The following is a 16,368-nucleotide window of genomic DNA, read 5'->3' on the forward strand; positions in this document are numbered from 1 at the left end:
TTTGCAGTCGGTTTTCATGGACTAAGAATACAAATAAACATTTTATAAACCATTAAATTCAAGAACAATGGCAACATTAGATTTAAGCAAGTATGGTATTAAAGATGTAAAAGAGATTTTACACAATCCTTCTTACGAAGTGCTGTTTGAGGAAGAGACCAAAGCAGGCTTGGAAGGCTACGAAAAAGGTCAGGTAACTGAACTTGGTGCTGTGAATGTAATGACGGGTATCTATACCGGTCGTTCTCCCAAAGATAAATTCTTTGTAATGAATGAAGCCAGCAAGGACACCCTCTGGTGGACCAGCGACGAATATAAAAACGACAACAAACCTTGCTCCGAAGCTGCTTGGGCCGATTTGAAAGCCAAAGCCGTAAAAGAACTCTCGGGCAAGAGACTGTTCGTGATGGATACGTTCTGCGGTGCCAACCCCGCTACTCGTCTGAAAGTACGTTTCATCATGGAGGTTGCATGGCAAGCTCACTTCGTTAAGAACATGTTCATCCGTCCTACCGAAGAGGAACTGGCCAACTACGGCGAACCCGATTTCGTATCGTTCAACGCTGCCAAAGCCAAAGTTGACAACTACAAAGAACTGGGCTTGAACTCCGAAACCGCTACGGTATTCAACTTGAAGACCAACGAGCAAGTAATCTTGAACACCTGGTACGGTGGTGAGATGAAGAAAGGTATCTTCTCGATCATGAACTACCTGAACCCCCTGAGAGGCATGGCTTCGATGCACTGCTCGGCCAACACCGACAAAGAGGGCAAGAGCACCGCTATCTTCTTCGGTCTCTCCGGTACGGGTAAAACCACGCTGTCGACCGACCCGAAACGTCTGCTCATCGGTGATGACGAACACGGATGGGACAACGACGGTGTATTCAACTACGAAGGTGGTTGCTATGCCAAGGTTATCAACCTCGACAAAGAGAGCGAACCCGATATCTACAACGCCATCAAACGTGACGCCCTCCTCGAGAACGTAACGGTTGACGCCAACGGTAAGATCGACTTCGCCGACAAGAGCGTAACGGAGAATACCCGTGTATCGTATCCTATCTACCACATCAACAACATCGTTAAACCGGTATCGAAAGGCCCGCACGCCAAACAGGTTATCTTCCTGTCGGCCGACGCATTCGGTGTATTGCCTCCCGTTTCTATCCTGAACGCCGAGCAAACGAAATACTACTTCCTCTCGGGCTTCACCGCCAAATTGGCCGGAACCGAGCGTGGTATCACCGAGCCGACTCCTACTTTCTCGGCTTGCTTCGGTGCTGCCTTCCTTTCGCTGCATCCTACCAAATATGCCGAAGAGCTGGTTAAGAAGATGGAAATGGTCGGTGCCAAGGCTTACCTCGTAAATACGGGTTGGAACGGTACAGGCAAACGTATCTCGATCCGCGATACTCGTGGTATCATCGACGCCATCCTCGACGGTTCTATCGACAAGGCTCCGACGAAAGTTATCCCCTACTTCGACTTCGTTGTTCCTACCGAATTGCCGGGTGTTGACAAGAACATCCTCGACCCGCGCGACACTTATGCCAACGCTGCCGAGTGGGATGAAAAAGCCAAAGACCTGGCAGGCCGCTTCATCAAGAACTTCGCTAAGTTCGAAGGCAACGCCGCTGGTAAGGCTCTGGTTGCTGCCGGCCCGAAACTCTAATCGAAAATCGATTAACTCCAATAAAAACCGAGGCTACTCCACACGGAGCAGCCTCGGTTGCTTTTTAAATACATCTGATTCAATACGGGTTCCTCTTGCCGGCCCGGTAACGGCTCTCACACGAGTGCCGCTACAAACTCATAGATGAAGTAGCCGCAGAGCGATACCTTGATCACTACACCCAGCAGGAAACCCACAAAGGCTCCCAGCCCGGCCCTGAGGGCTTCGTGCGTGAGCTTGCCACCCAACAGTTCGCCTGCGATAGCCCCCACCAGAGGGCCCAGAATGATACCCCACGGCGGGAAGAAAAACATGCCTATCACCGTGCCGGCTATGCAGCCGCGATTGCCCCACTTGCTGCCACCCCCGTATTTGGTGCCGATGAGCGGGGTGAAGTAGTCGAGCACCTGCACCACAATGACCAGGATGGCCCACACAACCAGTTGCGTGACAGTAAACTGCACCCGCTCGGTAATGTGCAGCAACAACATACCCACATAGGCCAGCGGCGGCCCGGGCAGTGCGGGAAGAAAACAGCCGGCCAGCCCCACGAGCAGGCACAAGGCTCCCAAAACAATCCATACAATATCCATATCGTTCTTTCGGTTTTAAGGGTTATGCTCGTCCCCTCCGTCCGGCAAATCGGGTAAGCGACCCAACCGTCGAGGCGGGGACTTTCACAAGCAAAGATAGCATAAATGGACGACGAAACAAATTCTACGAAACGGTATCTCCGCTCTCATTCAAGCAATTCCGTCGGGAAAATGAAGCCGCGAACATTCATTTTACGGACGGGGATTCCGATTTTCTCCAAAAAAAGAGTATCTTCGTAAATTGATAAAATACAAAAAGAGAAGATACGATGAACGAAGAGTGGCTGTCGCGAACCCGCCTGCTGATGGGCGATGCCGCCATGGAGCGATTGCAACGCGCCCATGTGATGGTGGTGGGTGTTGGAGGCGTGGGTGCCTATGCGGCCGAGATGATTGCCCGGGCCGGCGTAGGCCGCATGACCATCGTCGACGGCGACACGGTGGCCGAGAGCAACCTGAACCGCCAGCTCGTAGCGCTGCACAGCACACTGGGGCGACCCAAGACCGAGGTGATGGCCGAGCGGCTGCTCGACATCAACCCCGAGTTGCAGCTCACCGCCGAACAGCGATTCCTCGAAGCCGACGACATCCCGGCCCTGCTCGAGCGGGAACCGGTCGATTTCGTAGTCGATGCCATCGACACCCTGGCGCCCAAGATTGCCCTCATCACCTATTGCCTGCGTCACAAGGTGCGCATCGTCTCGTCGATGGGTGCAGGTGGCCGCAAAGACCCGTCGGCCATTCGCCTGGCCGACATCGCCGACACCTATCACTGTGGACTGGCCCGGGCCGTAAGGCTGCGGCTGCGCAAGGCAGGCATCACCAAGGGACTGAAAACGGTATTCTCGACCGAACAGGCCGACCCGCACGCCGTCATAGCCGTAGAGGGTGAGCGCAACAAGAAGTCGACCGTGGGCACCCTGTCGTATCTGCCGGCCCTGTTTGGCTGCCATCTGGCCAGCTACGTGATACGAAAACTTACGGAATCATGATAGAGATTAAAAAAATACACAAGAGCTACGGCTCGCTCGAGGTGCTGAAGGGAATCGACGCCACCATCGAGCAGGGCGAAATTGTTGCCATCGTAGGAGCGAGCGGCGCCGGCAAGACCACGCTGCTGCAAATTGTCGGTACCCTCGACAAGCCCGATTGCGGCGAGATACGCTACGACGGCAAGCGGGTAGACAACCTGCCCGACCGCGAGATGGCCCGATTCCGGAACGGACACATCGGGTTTGTCTTCCAGTTTCACCAACTGTTGCCCGAGTTCTCGGCCCTCGAAAATGTGATGATACCCGCCCTCATCGGCGGACGCAACAGCTCGGAGGCGGAGCGGGAGGCCAAGCGGATACTCGACTTTCTGAGTCTGGGCGACCGGCTGGCACACAAACCGGCCCAACTCTCGGGCGGCGAGAAGCAGCGGGTGGCCGTGGCCCGGGCCCTCATCAACCGTCCCTCGGTAATTCTGGCCGACGAACCCTCGGGCAGCCTCGACTCGAAAAACAAAATCGAGCTGCACAAGCTCTTCTTCGACCTGCGCGACGAGTTCAAGCAGACCTTCGTCATCGTCACCCACGACGAGACACTGGCCCAAATGACCGACCGCATCCTCTTTATGAAAGACGGCTCTATCGTGGAACCGGCCGGGAAGGAGGAGGCCGAGGTATGAAACGACACGTCGCCCGTCGCTGGTGGCTGCTCGCCGTGCCGTTGCTGCTGTTGACGGCCTGCGAGAAGGAGGAGGATCTCTACGGCATCTTCTATGCCGACATCGTCACTTGCCACCGGGGCAACGAAGGGACCTACTTCACCTGCCAGGCCACCGACTCGTCCCCGATGGATACCCTCTGCCCCATCGGCGCGGTAGACGAGAGCCGCACGGCCGAAGGGGTGCGCGTGCTGCTGCAATACCGCCCCGTCGAGGAGTTGAGCACGACCCGCAAACGGATAGAGGTGCAGGCCCTCTCGGCCATCCACTTCGATACCCTGCGGCTGGTCTCGCACGAGCGGATGACCGAGTTGCCCGACGATACCCTCTACCTGCAAAGCATCTGGAAAACGGGCGATTTCCTCAACCTGCGCTACCGTATCGACTACCACAGCCAGCCGCACAGCATCATGCTCGTAGCCGACGAATCGACCCTCGAGGGCGATACCCTCAAGGTGGAGCTGCGCCACAGCCGCAACGACGACCCCGAGGGACACTGGAGCAACCTCTACTCGTCGTTCAACATCGAGGGGTATCGCAACCGCCCCTACACCACGCTGCAAGTATATGTGAACCAAGTAAATTTCAATTATAAATATTATTATTTCAAACTAAACTGACATCATGGAAGAGAAAAAAGAGATTCAAATAGAGTTGTCGGCTGCCGTAGCCGAAGGTACCTACTCCAACCTGGCCATCATTTCGCACGCTCCGTCGGAGTTTGTCATCGACTTTATCCGGGTAACTCCGGGCGCTCCCAAAGCACCGGTGAAATCGCGCATCATCCTCACGGCCGAGCATGCCAAACGGCTGCTCTTCGCCCTGCAGGACAACATCCGCAAATATGAATCCCAGTTCGGTCCCATCCAGATGAACGACCCGCAACAACGGGGCGGAGGCATGCCTCCCTTCATGGCTCCCGGCGGCGAGGCTTAATCGACTTGCAGGCGGGCCGCTACCCGGTCTGCCTGCCTTTGTATCATCCTCTAAAAGACGACCACATGAACATCACCCTGCAACAATGGCTGGCGCGGCAGCCCTATACCCCCACCACCGACAGCGACCGCTACTACACACGACTGGCCAACCGGCTGTACGACGAGATAAAACAATCGCCGCTGAAGACGCGCTGGAGCGACGACGCGGTAAAATCAATCTGCTGCGACCTCGTGGGCTACTTTGCCGACATCCTGTCGGGCACCGGGCTGTGGGCGGCATTCGTGGCCCAGCACCAGGCTTTCTACGGGCGTACACTGCCCTTCTTTACCCCCGAAGCCTACTACGAAGGCGAGGTGAACCGCGACGACGTGCGGGTGCTGCTGTGGTATCTGTCGGCTGCCTACGGCAACGAACACGAGGTGCTGTCGCCTCTCGATGCCGACCTCATTGCCACGGCCGACCCCATCTACAACCTGCTTGAGAGCGAATACGAAACGGCACCCGACTCGCCGCTGCTGCAAGAGTTTTGCCAACCCGAACTGAACGATACCTCCGACCCCGAGGCGCGGTACCGCTTTGCCGAATGGCTCTTTTGGGAATCGTTCCTGCTGGGACCGTCGAACCGCTCACTGGCCCGCCAACTGCTGCACGAGGTGCACAGCAAACCGAATCACACCGACAAAGAGAAACTGAACCGACTCGAAAAACTGCGCCGCGAGTCGCTCTACACCCTGCCGGCCGGACCGCTGGCCCTCTTTGCTCACGAATGGGTGTCGCTGTTGTGGCAACACACCCTGCCCGAAGAGCTCGAAGAACAGAAAGAGCTGCACCCCTATTACCAGCAGTTCACCCAATCGACGGGCGGCAGCCCCGTGAAGTATATCGGCTCGTATGCCGAGCTCGACCGCTTCCTCACCGAAGGGATGCAATGGGGCGAGACCGAAGGCGGACACCTGTCGCACCTGGCTCACAAAAAGAATTTCGTCCTCTACGTAACTCCCTATAAAGGGATGCTGGTGGCCTCGGATATTGCCCAATACATAGCCGACCCGGCCAACCCCTGGTACAACCCCGAGGAGGCTCGCAAAGGGGCCATATCGCTGCTCACCGTGCCGGGACGTTGCCCCGTAGACCTGCTGCTCTACCTCTGCTCGCACGGCTTGCTGCCCGATGCCTGCTTTGCCGACGGCAACCCGCAGCTCGTGGCCGATAATTGGGATTTCATAGCCCGCTGCCTCCTGCAGGATTACTACCGGGCCGTGTAAACACTGAATTGCCTCATTCTGTTTTCTGCCCCTGCGACAGGTGCAGAATGCGCTGGTTGCTGCTGCCCTTGAAGGGTAGCGTGGGATCGAAGAGCGACTGCACGAAGGGGCCGTCGACCAGCGTGTCGATATACTCGAGGCAAGGTCGCCGGGCCTCATCGTCCAACAGCACCTCGTAGGTATAGCCCGTATAACACCAGATATTCAAACCCGTCTCGGCCTTGAGGCGCCGCAACAGAGCCAGCAGGGCCGGCGGATTGTAAAAGGGGTCGCCCCCCGAGAGGGTAATGCCGTCGAGCAACGGATTGGACCTGATTTCGGCGATGATGCGATTGAGCAAAGCCTCGGTGAGCGGCTCGCCCGCCCGGGGATTCCAGCTGCCGGCATTGTGGCACCCCCGGCAATGGTGCGTACAGCCGGCCAGATAGATGGAATAGCGTACCCCGAAACCGTCGGAGATGGTCTCGGGGTAGACATTGATCAGGTGCAGTGTTTCCATTTACTTGTGTTTTACCCGGTCGCGCTCTTCGGCCTGCTTGGCCGAGTTCCACGACTCGAGGCTGCCGGTGAGGTAGCCGGTAATGCGACGCATGCGCGAGATGTTCTCGCTCTTGCACACCGGGCATTGCGTATAGATGACACCCCGGTAGCCGCACGCACGACAGGTGTCGACCGGGTGGTTTATCGAACCGTAACCGATGCCCTCGTCGTGCATCACCTTCACGATTTTCAAGATGACCGATACATTCTTCTTCGCCTCGCCGTCGAGCTCGACATAGGTGATGTGTCCGCCCCGCGTAATGGCGTGGAAGGGGGCCTCCTTACGAATCTTCTCGACGATGGTCACCGGCTCCTTCACGTCGATGTGGAACGAGTTGACGTAGTAGTCGCGGTCGGTCACGCCGGGGATAACCCCGTAGCGCTTGCGGTCCAGACGGGTAAAGCGTCCCGAGAGACCCTCGGCCGGCGTGGCCAGTACCGAGTAGTTGAGCCCATAGCGGCTCTTGTACTCCTCGACCACGTTGTTCATCACCATCACGGCATCGTAGAGCGTCTGCCAGGCCTCCTCGTTGCGGGCATGCCCCTCGCCGTAGATGGCACACATGGCATTGTGGCCGCCGATAAAACCGATGCCCAGCGTACCGCTATTGATTACGTCGCCCACCTCATCGTCGGGATTCAGCCGTCCGCCACCCTTCCACACGTCGTTACCCATCATGAAAGGGAACTGACGGGCGAGAGCCTTGCGCTGATACTCGTACCGCTCGTGCAACTGCTCGGCAATCATCGAGGCGGTGGTGCGCACCTTCTCGAGAAAGAGGATACGGGCCTCGCGGCGGATGGCGTGCTTGTCGCCGTCGGGGTGCAGCTCTTCGGCCTCGCGACGCGCCTCGATGGCCAGGCGCGGCATATTCATCGAGGTAAAGGAGAGGTTGCCCCGCCCCCACGAACTCTTCGCACCGTGCAGGTTTTCAAACACCCGGGTACGGCAACCCATCGTGGCCACCTCGTAGCGGAAGCGGTCGGGGTCGTCGGCCCGCCAAAGTTCGTTCCGGTTGTAGTCGGTATCGAGAAATACGAAATTGGGAAAGAGCGAAGTGGCCGTGGTCCGGCACGACTCGAGCAGCAGGTCGAAGTTGGGCGCCTTGAATGGGATACGTCCCGCCATCGCCCCCTCGAAGTCGGCCATCGCCGCAGCATAATCCTCGTCGCTGTACGATACCCCATTCTTCACCTTGAAAATCTGTATCGGGAAGACCGGCACCTCGCCGTGGCCCAACCCCTCGGTTGTAGCCGAGAGCAGCTCGCGTATGACCATGCGCCCCTCGGGCGAGGTATCGGTACCGTAGTTTATCGAACTGAAAACCACCTGGTTGCCACCCCGCGAGTGCATGGTGTTGAGGTTGTGCACCAACCCCTCCATGGCTTGGTGGGTATCCTTGCGGGTAGTCTCGTAGCTTTGTGTCCAGGCGGTGCGCAACTCATTGGCCGAGAGAGTCAGGCCCAGAGTCTGCAGGCGGTCGGCCAGTGCAGCCTGTTGCACCTCCGTATCGGCTATCGAGGCGACCGAGTCGGCTATCGCCTCTCGCAGCGACGGATGGTCGCTCTCGCCATGCAGGCGCAAGATGAAGTCGATGGCCGTCTCGAGATGTTTGCGGAAACTCTTCAGCACCCCCGGTGCCATGAAGTGGTCGAAAGCCGGGATGGCCTGCCCGCCGTGCTGCTCGTTCTGGTTGGTCTGGAACACGATAGTGGCCAGCGTGGCGTAGCTCTGTATCGACTGAGGCGTGCGCACGGTTCCGTTTTTGGTATGGAAACCGCGGTTGAAAATATCCTCCAGGTCGTACTGCACGCAGGTGGTCGTCTTGGTGGGATAGTAGTCGAGGTCGTGGATGTGAATGTCGCCCTCGCGGTGCGCCCGCCCGTAGCGCACCCCCACCAGATACTTATAGGCGTAATCCTTGGTCACCTCCGAGGCGAAGGTCATCATCTGCCCGGCCGGCGTATGCGACGACATGTTGGCGTTGCTCAGGTTCACGTCGTTCTTCTCGACAGCCACGATGCCGTCCATCACCTGCTTCATCGAGGTGCGTTTCTCGCGCTCCTTGGTGCGCCACTCGCGATAGATGATGAAGCGCTTGGCCACCGAAGGGTTGCGCCGCATCAGATGGCGCTCGACCAGATCTTGAATCTCCTCGACCGAAATCTCGCTCTTGTCGATGGCGGCGGCCACCTCGCCGGCAATCTGTTTCACCGCAGTTTCGTCGTCGATACCATCGGCCCGATAGGCCTTGGCAATAGCCCGCTCGATTTTGGCAATCGAGAAACTCTCTTGGGCACCATCGCGCTTGGCAATGGTAATGCCTGCATAATCCATGTTGATAAGTTGTTTAGGGTTGGATACTGCGGACGTCTCCTCGAACGTCCTTTTGCTTCTCTCTCACTCCGGCAGGTCTTCTGGCTCTTCCCTGCCCCGATGACGCCTTCCCGACATTACAGAAACAGATTCTCGTCAGTGGCTCGTGTCACGGGACTTTCACAGGAATTACAGCAGCGGGACTGCTCGGGATTCTCACCCGATTCCCTTTTTATCGACACCATCGTACAACGGGGCCGAACCGGAATGCGGGTACAAAGTTACACAAATTCGCGATAACCAAACAACAAATTTCGAGACAAAAGTTTCCTTTTTCGGGAAACTTTTGAAAACCAGAATAGAAAAAAGTTTCCTAAAACCAGCAACGAATAGAGGCCTATACCAACTCCCATATGGAAACTATACTGCTATAAAACAGCAAAAAAGGCATCTATTCCATTGTTCAATCGGATATCCAATCGAATCAACCAAATTGTTATCTATTCCAGCAACATAATAAAAAAGGCGAGATAGTAATCTCTCTATAAGAGAGAGAACCTTGCCGCACCGTTTGTCCCCAAGGTGCAACAAGGTTCTCTGTATCTTCCGGGACAAGAGCGTCCCTGATATCTTACCAATTACAGAATGAGCATGGCGTCGCCATAGGCACCGAAACGATACCCCTCCTTGAGGGCAGCATCGTAGGCCTCGAGGACAATTTCATATCCGCCGAATGCCGCTACCATCATCAGCATGGTCGAAAGCGGCATGTGGAAGTTGGTCACCAGACTGGTGGCTACCGTAAAGTCGTAGGGCGGGAAGATGAACTTGTTGGTCCAGCCGTCGTAGGTCTTCATGTGGCCGCCGGTGCTGACCGCACTCTCGATACCCCGCATCACCGAGGTACCCACGGCGCACACCTTGTGGCCGCCATCCTTGGCGTGGTTGACGAGCTCGACCAACTCGGGAGTTACAATCAGTTGCTCCGAGTCCATTTTGTGCTTGGTGAGGTCTTCGACATCGATTTCACGGAAGTTACCCAGACCCGAGTGAAGGGTGAGGAAACCGTAGTCGATGCCCTTGATCTCCATGCGCTTCAACAGCTCACGGCTGAAGTGGAGCCCGGCAGCGGGAGTAACCACGGCCCCTTCGTGGCGAGCAAAGATATTTTGATAACGCTCGGCATCGAGCTCCTCGACCGGGCGGGTGATATAGGCCGGCAAAGGCATCTCGCCCAGTTTGTAGAGGGCCTCTTTGAACTCGTCGTGCGAGCCGTCGTAGAGAAATCGCAGCGTACGGCCGCGCGAGGTGGTATTGTCGATTACCTCGGCCACCATCGAGTCGTCGTCGCCGAAATAGAGTTTGTTGCCGATACGTATTTTGCGGGCCGGCTCTACCAGAACGTCCCACAGGCGATTCTCTTCGTTGAGCTCACGCAGAAGGAATACCTCGATTTTGGCACCGGTCTTTTCTTTATTGCCATAGAGGCGGGCGGGAAAGACTTTGGTGTCGTTGAATACAAACACATCTTTCTCTTCGAAATAGTCGATAATCTCTTTGAAGATGCGGTGTTCAATCTTTCCCGTTTTCCGGTCGATGACCATCAACCGGGACTCGTCCCGGTTTTTTGCCGGGTATTGAGCGATTTGCGCTTCGGGCAATTTGAATTTGAATTGGGACAGTTTCATATTTGTTCGTTATTACTTTCTTCGTTTTTATCTTCTTCGGAGGTCGTCAGGGGGGCCTCGTCAATCATCCGGGCCACCTCGTCGACCGAGAGGCAGTCGGCAAGCGTCACATCGCCCACCCGTGTACGCACGAGCCCCACCAGATGGGCACCACTGCCGAGGGCCACCCCGATGTCACGGGCCAAAGCCCGTATGTAAGTCCCTTTGCTGCAAACGACCCGTATCTGGATAAGGGGCAATTCGCAGGAGAGCAGCTCGATTTCGTCGATAACCAGCTCCTTGGGTTTAAGTTCTACCTCCTGCCCCTTGCGCGCCATGTCGTAGGCTCTGCGCCCATCGATCTTACAAGCCGAATAGGAGGGAGGCACCTGCATAATGGAACCGACAAAACGCGGTAATGTTCGCTCTACGCTCTCGCGGGTGATGTGCTCGTGCGGGTAGTGTGCATCGATTTCGGTCTCCAGGTCGAACGAGGGGGTAGTCGCACCCAACTGCAAGGTGGCGATATACTCTTTGGTATGATACTGAAACTCCTCGATGCGTTTCGTGGCCCGCCCGGTGCAGACAATCATCACTCCCGTAGCCAGGGGGTCGAGTGTACCGGCATGACCCACTTTCAGTTTCTTCTGCTTGAGCCTGCGCAAGATTCGCAAACGGATTCGCTTGACGACATCGAACGAGGTCCAATGCAGCGGTTTGTCGATATATATGATTTCGCCTTCGTTAAAATCCATTACACATTACATAATCGTTAAGTTATGTCCCGTCAACAACATGACGAGAATCACACCACCCACTATTATACGATACCACCCGAAGGCCTTGAATCCATAGCGGGTAACGAAACCGATGAAAAACTTGATGGCCAGCAAGGCTACCACAAAGGCAACTACGTTGCCCAACAACAAAGTACCCATGTTGTTCATAATCAAATCGGCTCCTTCAGGTTCTGAAAACAGCTTCAGCATCTTGTATGCCATTGCCGCAAACATAGTGGGAACAGCCAGAAAGAACGAGAACTCGGCTGCCGCCTTGCGCGAAAGTTTCTGTGCCATACCGCCCACGATGGTCGCCATCGAACGCGATACACCCGGTATCATGGCGATACATTGGAACAATCCTATGTAAAATGCTCGTTTCTCGGTAAGCTCGGTGTTGTCGCTGCCCTTGTTGAATATCCGGTCGCAGAAGAGCATGAAGATACCGCCAATAACCAGCATGACGGCAACGACTACCACGTTTTCGAGCAGGGTATCAATCCAGTCGCCCAAGAGCAAACCGAATATGGCAGCGGGGATGAATGCCACCAGCAACTTCCAGTAAAAATCGTAGGTGTGCAGGAAACGCCGCAAGGCCGAGGGATTGCCCGGGAGCGGAGTGCGATTGAGCCGGAAAAACCGTTTCCAATAGAGACATACCACCGACAAGATAGCACCGAACTGTATAATGACCGTAAATGCCCTTACAAAGGGAGTACTTTCTACACCCAGAACACTCTGTGTAATAATCATGTGCCCCGTAGAGGAAACGGGTAAAAACTCGGTCAGTCCCTCTACAATGGCGATAATAATCGTTTCTAAAAAATCCACTTTCTTGAAAATTTAAACAGAAATATCAAACTGCCTTATTGTCTCTTTTTAGAGTTGTGCATGATTGCATAAACCATGAAGACAAACCCCACGAAGGCTATGCCGGGGGCCAGCACAATGCGACGAAAACTGAAAATGTCGGGGTTATATGCCTCGGGGGTAGTACCGGGCCCCAGCATCAGCAGGAAGCCGACTACAATCACGGCAAACGATATGGCAATGAGTTTTATATTGGCTTTTCCCAGAGCAAACGAGGCCTTTTGCTCCGTGTCGGAAAGCACCGGTGCCGATTTCTTTTCTTGAGATTTCATATGGTTATACTGTTTTTTTATCACACATAATACAAGTCGTCTCTATCCATGCGGATATAACGGTTCACGGCCCAATAGGCCGAGACGGCCGACAGGATAATACCCAGCACCAGCACGGTGAGGAATACCAGCAGCATCATGGGTACCGACACAAGTGTCGTGAAGTTTTCCATCTCGGACATGAGGTAATAGACACACCCCGAGAGGAGCAACATGGCAATGACCGAGGCCACAATGCCGTTGATGACATTGGAGATGATGAACGGCCGCCGTATGAAGGCCGGGGTAGCGCCTACCAGCTTCATCGTGTGAATGAGGAAACGCTTGGAGTAGGCACCCAACCGGATGGTATTGCTAATCAGGGCAAACGATATAATCATCAGCACAATAGCCAACGCCAGCAAGATGAGGCCGATGCGGCTCATGTTGTCGTTGACCGACTGAATGAGGTCTTTCTGATACAGGATGTCGCTCACGATTACCTGGTCGCGAAGACCTTTCTCGATAACCGAGAGACTGTCGGTGTTGGCATAGTCGGCTTTGAGCTTGACCTCGATCGACGATTGCAAGGGATTGACCCCCAACACATCTTCGGGATTTTCGCCCAACTCGATCATCACCTCCTTCAGGGCATCCTCTTTCGAGATGTACTGAGCAGCCTTCACATAGTCGGCCCGCTCGAGCATGCGTTGCAACTGGTGCACCTGTTGTTCGCCGGCCGACTCGTTGAGGACAATCGAGAAGCCTATATTCTCCTTGACATGACGGGAGAGATTGTTGGCCAAAAAGCCCATCAAGACCATAATCCCCAAGATGAAAAGGACCAGCGACACGCTTAATGTCGAAGTCATTCGAGCATTCAGAAAAGAAATCCGTTTGCTGAAAGAAGCCTTGTTGTTCATATCTCTCTTTTTTACCAAATCAAGCCTTTTGTTCTGTGAGGATTTTACGCCTCTGTTAGACACCTATTTCGACGTTCCTACCCCTTTCTTTTAACGAACCAGAAAACAAAAGGATATTATTAGCCCAAATTTTATGCAAAATAAAGTCTATCTGGGCGAAATCGCTCTTTTTGTTCACATATTTTAATATTTTCTATCGCAACTTATATTTTTCGAAATGGGCTGCCGTCTTGAACCGGAAGAGCAGGTACCCTATCGTGCAGAGCACACAAGCGGTAGCATAGACCGTAGCATAATTGGTGAGGTCGGCAATCTGTCCGCCGATAAGGACCCCCAGCCCTACCCCCAAGTCCCAGGCTGTGAGGTAGGTCGAGTTGGCTGTACCCCGCTGATTATTGGGAGCCAGATTGATAAACATCGTCTGATAAGCCGGACAGATGCAGCCGTAACCCAAACCCAGCACCACCGCCGCACCGTAATAACCCCACTCGTTACGCACCCCTACGAAGATGAGGTAACCGAGCAGCGACAGCAACATGCCCACGAAGATGTTGCGGGTAACGAAACCGCGATTGAGCCATTGCCCCGAGGCGAGCCTCGACAGGATAAGGCCGATAGCCAGCAGAATGAAGAAGAACCCGGCCCCCGACTCGATGCCCAGCTCCTCCTTGCCATAGACAGCCAGATAGGTCGACAGCACCCCGTAGCTGAACGAGTAGAAGATGAGCGTAACCGCTTCGGGCATACCCCTCAGCAGCAGAAACCGGTCGAGCGAGATGGGCGGCTTCTCGGGTACCGGGTCGCGCCGGTAGGGCATCTTGATGGTCGAAACGGCAATCAGTCCGATAGTAGCCGATACCATCGAGAGCAAAAAGATATAGTCGAAGTTGGCATAAGCATCGTGTATATAAAGTGAAAGTGTGGGCCCGACAGCCATGGCCAGATTGTTGCTCACCCCGTAGTAGCCTATGCCTTCGCCCCGTCGCGACGAGGGCATCACGTCGATAGCCACCGTACTGTTCGAGACGGTGAGCAGACCGAATGCTACCCCGTGCCCGGCCCGAATGATGGCAAACAGGAGCAGCGTGCCGGCCAGCAGATAGCCGCCGAAGAAGAGCAAAAAGACAAAATAGCAGATGAGCAGCAGCGGCTTGCGGGGAAAGGTGTCGACCATATACCCGGCAAAGGGGCGTATCATCAGGGCAGTGATGGTATAAGACGAGAGTATGAAACCGGCCGTGGAACGGCTGGCGGCAAAGGCCTCGCTCAAATACATGGGCAATACCGGCAACAGCAGGTAGAAGGCAAAAAAGAGCAGGAAGTTCCCGGCCACCACCACACAGAAGCTGGGTGTCCACAGTTTATCTTTAACCACTTTTTCCATAAGACACTCGGGTGTTTAGTCCAACGCTTCGCCCAGCAGGGTAGCCGACGAGGCGTCGGTCACCCGTACCCGTACCAACTGGCCGATACGGTGGTTGCCCTTGTCGAAGACCACCACCTTGTTTTGCGAGGTGCGGCCGAAGAGCTGTTCGCGCGAACGCTTCGAGAAACCCTCGACCAGCACTTCGAACTCGTGGCCGATGTCGCGGCGGTTGCTCTCGAGCGAGAGCTCGTTCTGCAAGTCGATCATGCGTTGCAGGCGGGCAATCTTCACCTCCTCGGGTACATCGTCGGGCAGATGCTTCGAGGCATACGTACCGGGACGCTCGGAGTATTTGAAGAGGAACGACGAGTCGAATCCTACCTCGCGCATGAGCGAGAGGGTCTCTTCGAAATCCTCTTCGGTTTCGGAGTGGAAGCCGCTGAACATGTCGGTCGTGATGCCGCAATCGGGCAAGATGCGACGGATGGCGGCAATGCGGTCGAGATACCATTCGCGGGTATACTTGCGGTTCATCAGTTTCAGAATGCGGTTACTGCCCGACTGTACCGGCAGGTGTATGTGGTGGCACAGGTTGGGCCAGGCGGCGATGACGTGGAGGGTCTCGTCGCTCATGTCCTTGGGGTGCGACGTGGTGAAGCGTACCCGCATCTCGCCGGCAGCCTGGGCCACCAGAGCCAGCAGGGCGGGAAAATCGACCACCGTGCCGTCGGCCCGCTCGTAGCGATACGAGTTGACATTCTGCCCCAGCAGCGTCACCTCCTTGAAGCCCTTGGCCTTGAGGTCGGCCAGTTCGCCCAGAATGCTCTCGGGCTCACGGCTGCGCTCCCGCCCGCGGGTATAGGGTACAATACAATAGGAGCAGAAATTATTGCACCCCCGCATGATGGAGATAAAACCCGAAATGCGGTTCAACCCGATGCGCGAGGGAATCACCTCGCGATAGGTCTCGGTAGTCGAGAGCTCTACGTTCACCGCCTTCTCGCCATGCTCGGCAGCCCCTACCAGATTGGGCAAGTCGAGGTACGAATCGGGACCAGCCACCAAATCGACGCCGTTCTCGGCAATGAGTTGCTCGCGCACCCGCTCGGCCATGCAGCCCAACACCCCTACCACCAAATGCTTGTGATGCTTGCGCAACGACTGGAAGTAGGCCAGACGCGAGAGCACCTTCTGCTCGGCATTGTCGCGAATGGAGCAGGTATTGACGAAAATGGCATCGGCATCCTCGATATTATCGCACAAGGTGTAACCAGCCATCTGCATGATCGAAGCCACCACCTCGCTGTCGGCCACATTCATCTGGCAACCATAAGTTTCGATAAAGAGTTTCTTCTCTGCAACCGGCTGCCCAACGGGGGTTTCAGTCGCTTCCATATTTTTCATTCTATCCGTTTTATTCTTCATTTAATTTTAATTTATCAACAAAATCGACAAAAAAGTAATATTTTCCTTTC

16 protein-coding genes and 1 riboswitch are annotated in these 16,368 nt (G+C 55.3%); of the genes, 6 read left to right on the top strand and 10 right to left on the bottom strand.

What is annotated here, in order from left to right; translation table 11 throughout:
• Positions 1-67 precede the first annotated feature (67 nt).
• Positions 68-1,675 (top strand): phosphoenolpyruvate carboxykinase (ATP), encoded by a 1,608-nt coding sequence (gene pckA / locus NW211_RS03020; protein WP_087407945.1) that lies wholly within the window; start codon positions 68-70, stop codon positions 1,673-1,675.
• 116 nt (positions 1,676-1,791) lie between these two features.
• Here the strand turns inward: pckA and NW211_RS03025 are convergent, their stop codons facing one another.
• Complete coding sequence (locus NW211_RS03025) at positions 1,792-2,268, bottom strand: DUF456 domain-containing protein (protein WP_258326870.1); 477 nt, start codon at positions 2,266-2,268, stop codon at positions 1,792-1,794.
• 269 nt (positions 2,269-2,537) lie between these two features.
• Here NW211_RS03025 and NW211_RS03030 point away from each other — a divergent pair, with 269 nt between their 5' ends.
• From NW211_RS03030 to NW211_RS03050, 5 genes are all read left to right on the top strand, one after another.
• Entirely contained in the window at positions 2,538-3,260 is a 723-nt protein-coding gene (locus NW211_RS03030) for a ThiF family adenylyltransferase (protein WP_087407943.1), read from the top strand.
• Positions 3,257-3,937, top strand: coding sequence for an ABC transporter ATP-binding protein (locus NW211_RS03035; protein ID WP_258326871.1), 681 nt, complete (start codon positions 3,257-3,259; stop codon positions 3,935-3,937). Before NW211_RS03030 ends, NW211_RS03035 begins: the two co-directional genes overlap by 4 nt.
• The gene (locus tag NW211_RS03040) at positions 3,934-4,596 is read left to right on the top strand and encodes a NigD-like protein (protein ID WP_087407941.1); all 663 of its coding nucleotides are present in this window, start codon (positions 3,934-3,936) and stop codon (positions 4,594-4,596) included. Before NW211_RS03035 ends, NW211_RS03040 begins: the two co-directional genes overlap by 4 nt.
• Positions 4,597-4,600: 4 nt before the next feature.
• Entirely contained in the window at positions 4,601-4,912 is a 312-nt protein-coding gene (locus NW211_RS03045) for a DUF3467 domain-containing protein (RefSeq protein ID WP_087407940.1), read from the top strand.
• Between the two features lie 65 nt (positions 4,913-4,977).
• Positions 4,978-6,180, top strand: coding sequence for a DUF3843 family protein (locus NW211_RS03050; RefSeq protein ID WP_258326872.1), 1,203 nt, complete (start codon positions 4,978-4,980; stop codon positions 6,178-6,180).
• A 13-nt stretch (positions 6,181-6,193) separates the two neighbouring features.
• Here NW211_RS03050 and nrdG read toward each other — a convergent pair whose 3' ends face one another.
• From nrdG to miaB, 9 genes are all read right to left on the bottom strand, one after another.
• The gene (nrdG, locus tag NW211_RS03055) at positions 6,194-6,679 is read right to left on the bottom strand and encodes an anaerobic ribonucleoside-triphosphate reductase activating protein (protein WP_258326873.1); all 486 of its coding nucleotides are present in this window, start codon (positions 6,677-6,679) and stop codon (positions 6,194-6,196) included.
• Positions 6,680-9,058, bottom strand: coding sequence for an anaerobic ribonucleoside triphosphate reductase (locus tag NW211_RS03060; RefSeq protein WP_087407937.1), 2,379 nt, complete (start codon positions 9,056-9,058; stop codon positions 6,680-6,682). It lies immediately after the preceding gene.
• Between the two features lie 52 nt (positions 9,059-9,110).
• Positions 9,111-9,319, bottom strand: a riboswitch (cobalamin riboswitch).
• 356 nt (positions 9,320-9,675) lie between these two features.
• A complete protein-coding gene (gene queA / locus NW211_RS03065) occupies positions 9,676-10,725 on the bottom strand; it encodes a tRNA preQ1(34) S-adenosylmethionine ribosyltransferase-isomerase QueA (RefSeq protein WP_087407936.1) in 1,050 nt (349 codons plus the stop codon).
• The gene (gene truB, locus NW211_RS03070; protein WP_258326874.1) at positions 10,722-11,459 is read right to left on the bottom strand and encodes a tRNA pseudouridine(55) synthase TruB; all 738 of its coding nucleotides are present in this window, start codon (positions 11,457-11,459) and stop codon (positions 10,722-10,724) included. Before truB ends, queA begins: the two co-directional genes overlap by 4 nt.
• Positions 11,460-11,465: 6 nt before the next feature.
• On the bottom strand, positions 11,466-12,314 hold the full coding sequence (locus NW211_RS03075; protein ID WP_087407934.1) for an undecaprenyl-diphosphate phosphatase: 849 nt from the start codon (positions 12,312-12,314) through the stop codon (positions 11,466-11,468).
• Positions 12,315-12,349: 35 nt separating this feature from the next.
• A complete protein-coding gene (locus NW211_RS03080) occupies positions 12,350-12,625 on the bottom strand; it encodes a DUF3098 domain-containing protein (protein ID WP_087407933.1) in 276 nt (91 codons plus the stop codon).
• Positions 12,626-12,645: 20 nt separating this feature from the next.
• Positions 12,646-13,527: an ABC transporter permease gene (locus tag NW211_RS03085; protein ID WP_258326875.1), complete on the bottom strand. Its 882-nt coding sequence runs from the start codon at positions 13,525-13,527 to the stop codon at positions 12,646-12,648.
• A 193-nt stretch (positions 13,528-13,720) separates the two neighbouring features.
• Positions 13,721-14,911 (bottom strand): MFS transporter, encoded by a 1,191-nt coding sequence (locus NW211_RS03090; RefSeq protein ID WP_258326876.1) that lies wholly within the window; start codon positions 14,909-14,911, stop codon positions 13,721-13,723.
• Positions 14,912-14,926: 15 nt separating this feature from the next.
• Complete coding sequence (gene miaB, locus NW211_RS03095; protein WP_375379568.1) at positions 14,927-16,297, bottom strand: tRNA (N6-isopentenyl adenosine(37)-C2)-methylthiotransferase MiaB; 1,371 nt, start codon at positions 16,295-16,297, stop codon at positions 14,927-14,929.
• Positions 16,298-16,368: the final 71 nt, after the last annotated feature.

It is taken from the genome of Barnesiella sp. ET7 (assembly GCF_024733785.1).
Taxonomy (GTDB): Bacteria; Bacteroidota; Bacteroidia; order Bacteroidales; family Barnesiellaceae; genus Barnesiella; species Barnesiella merdigallinarum.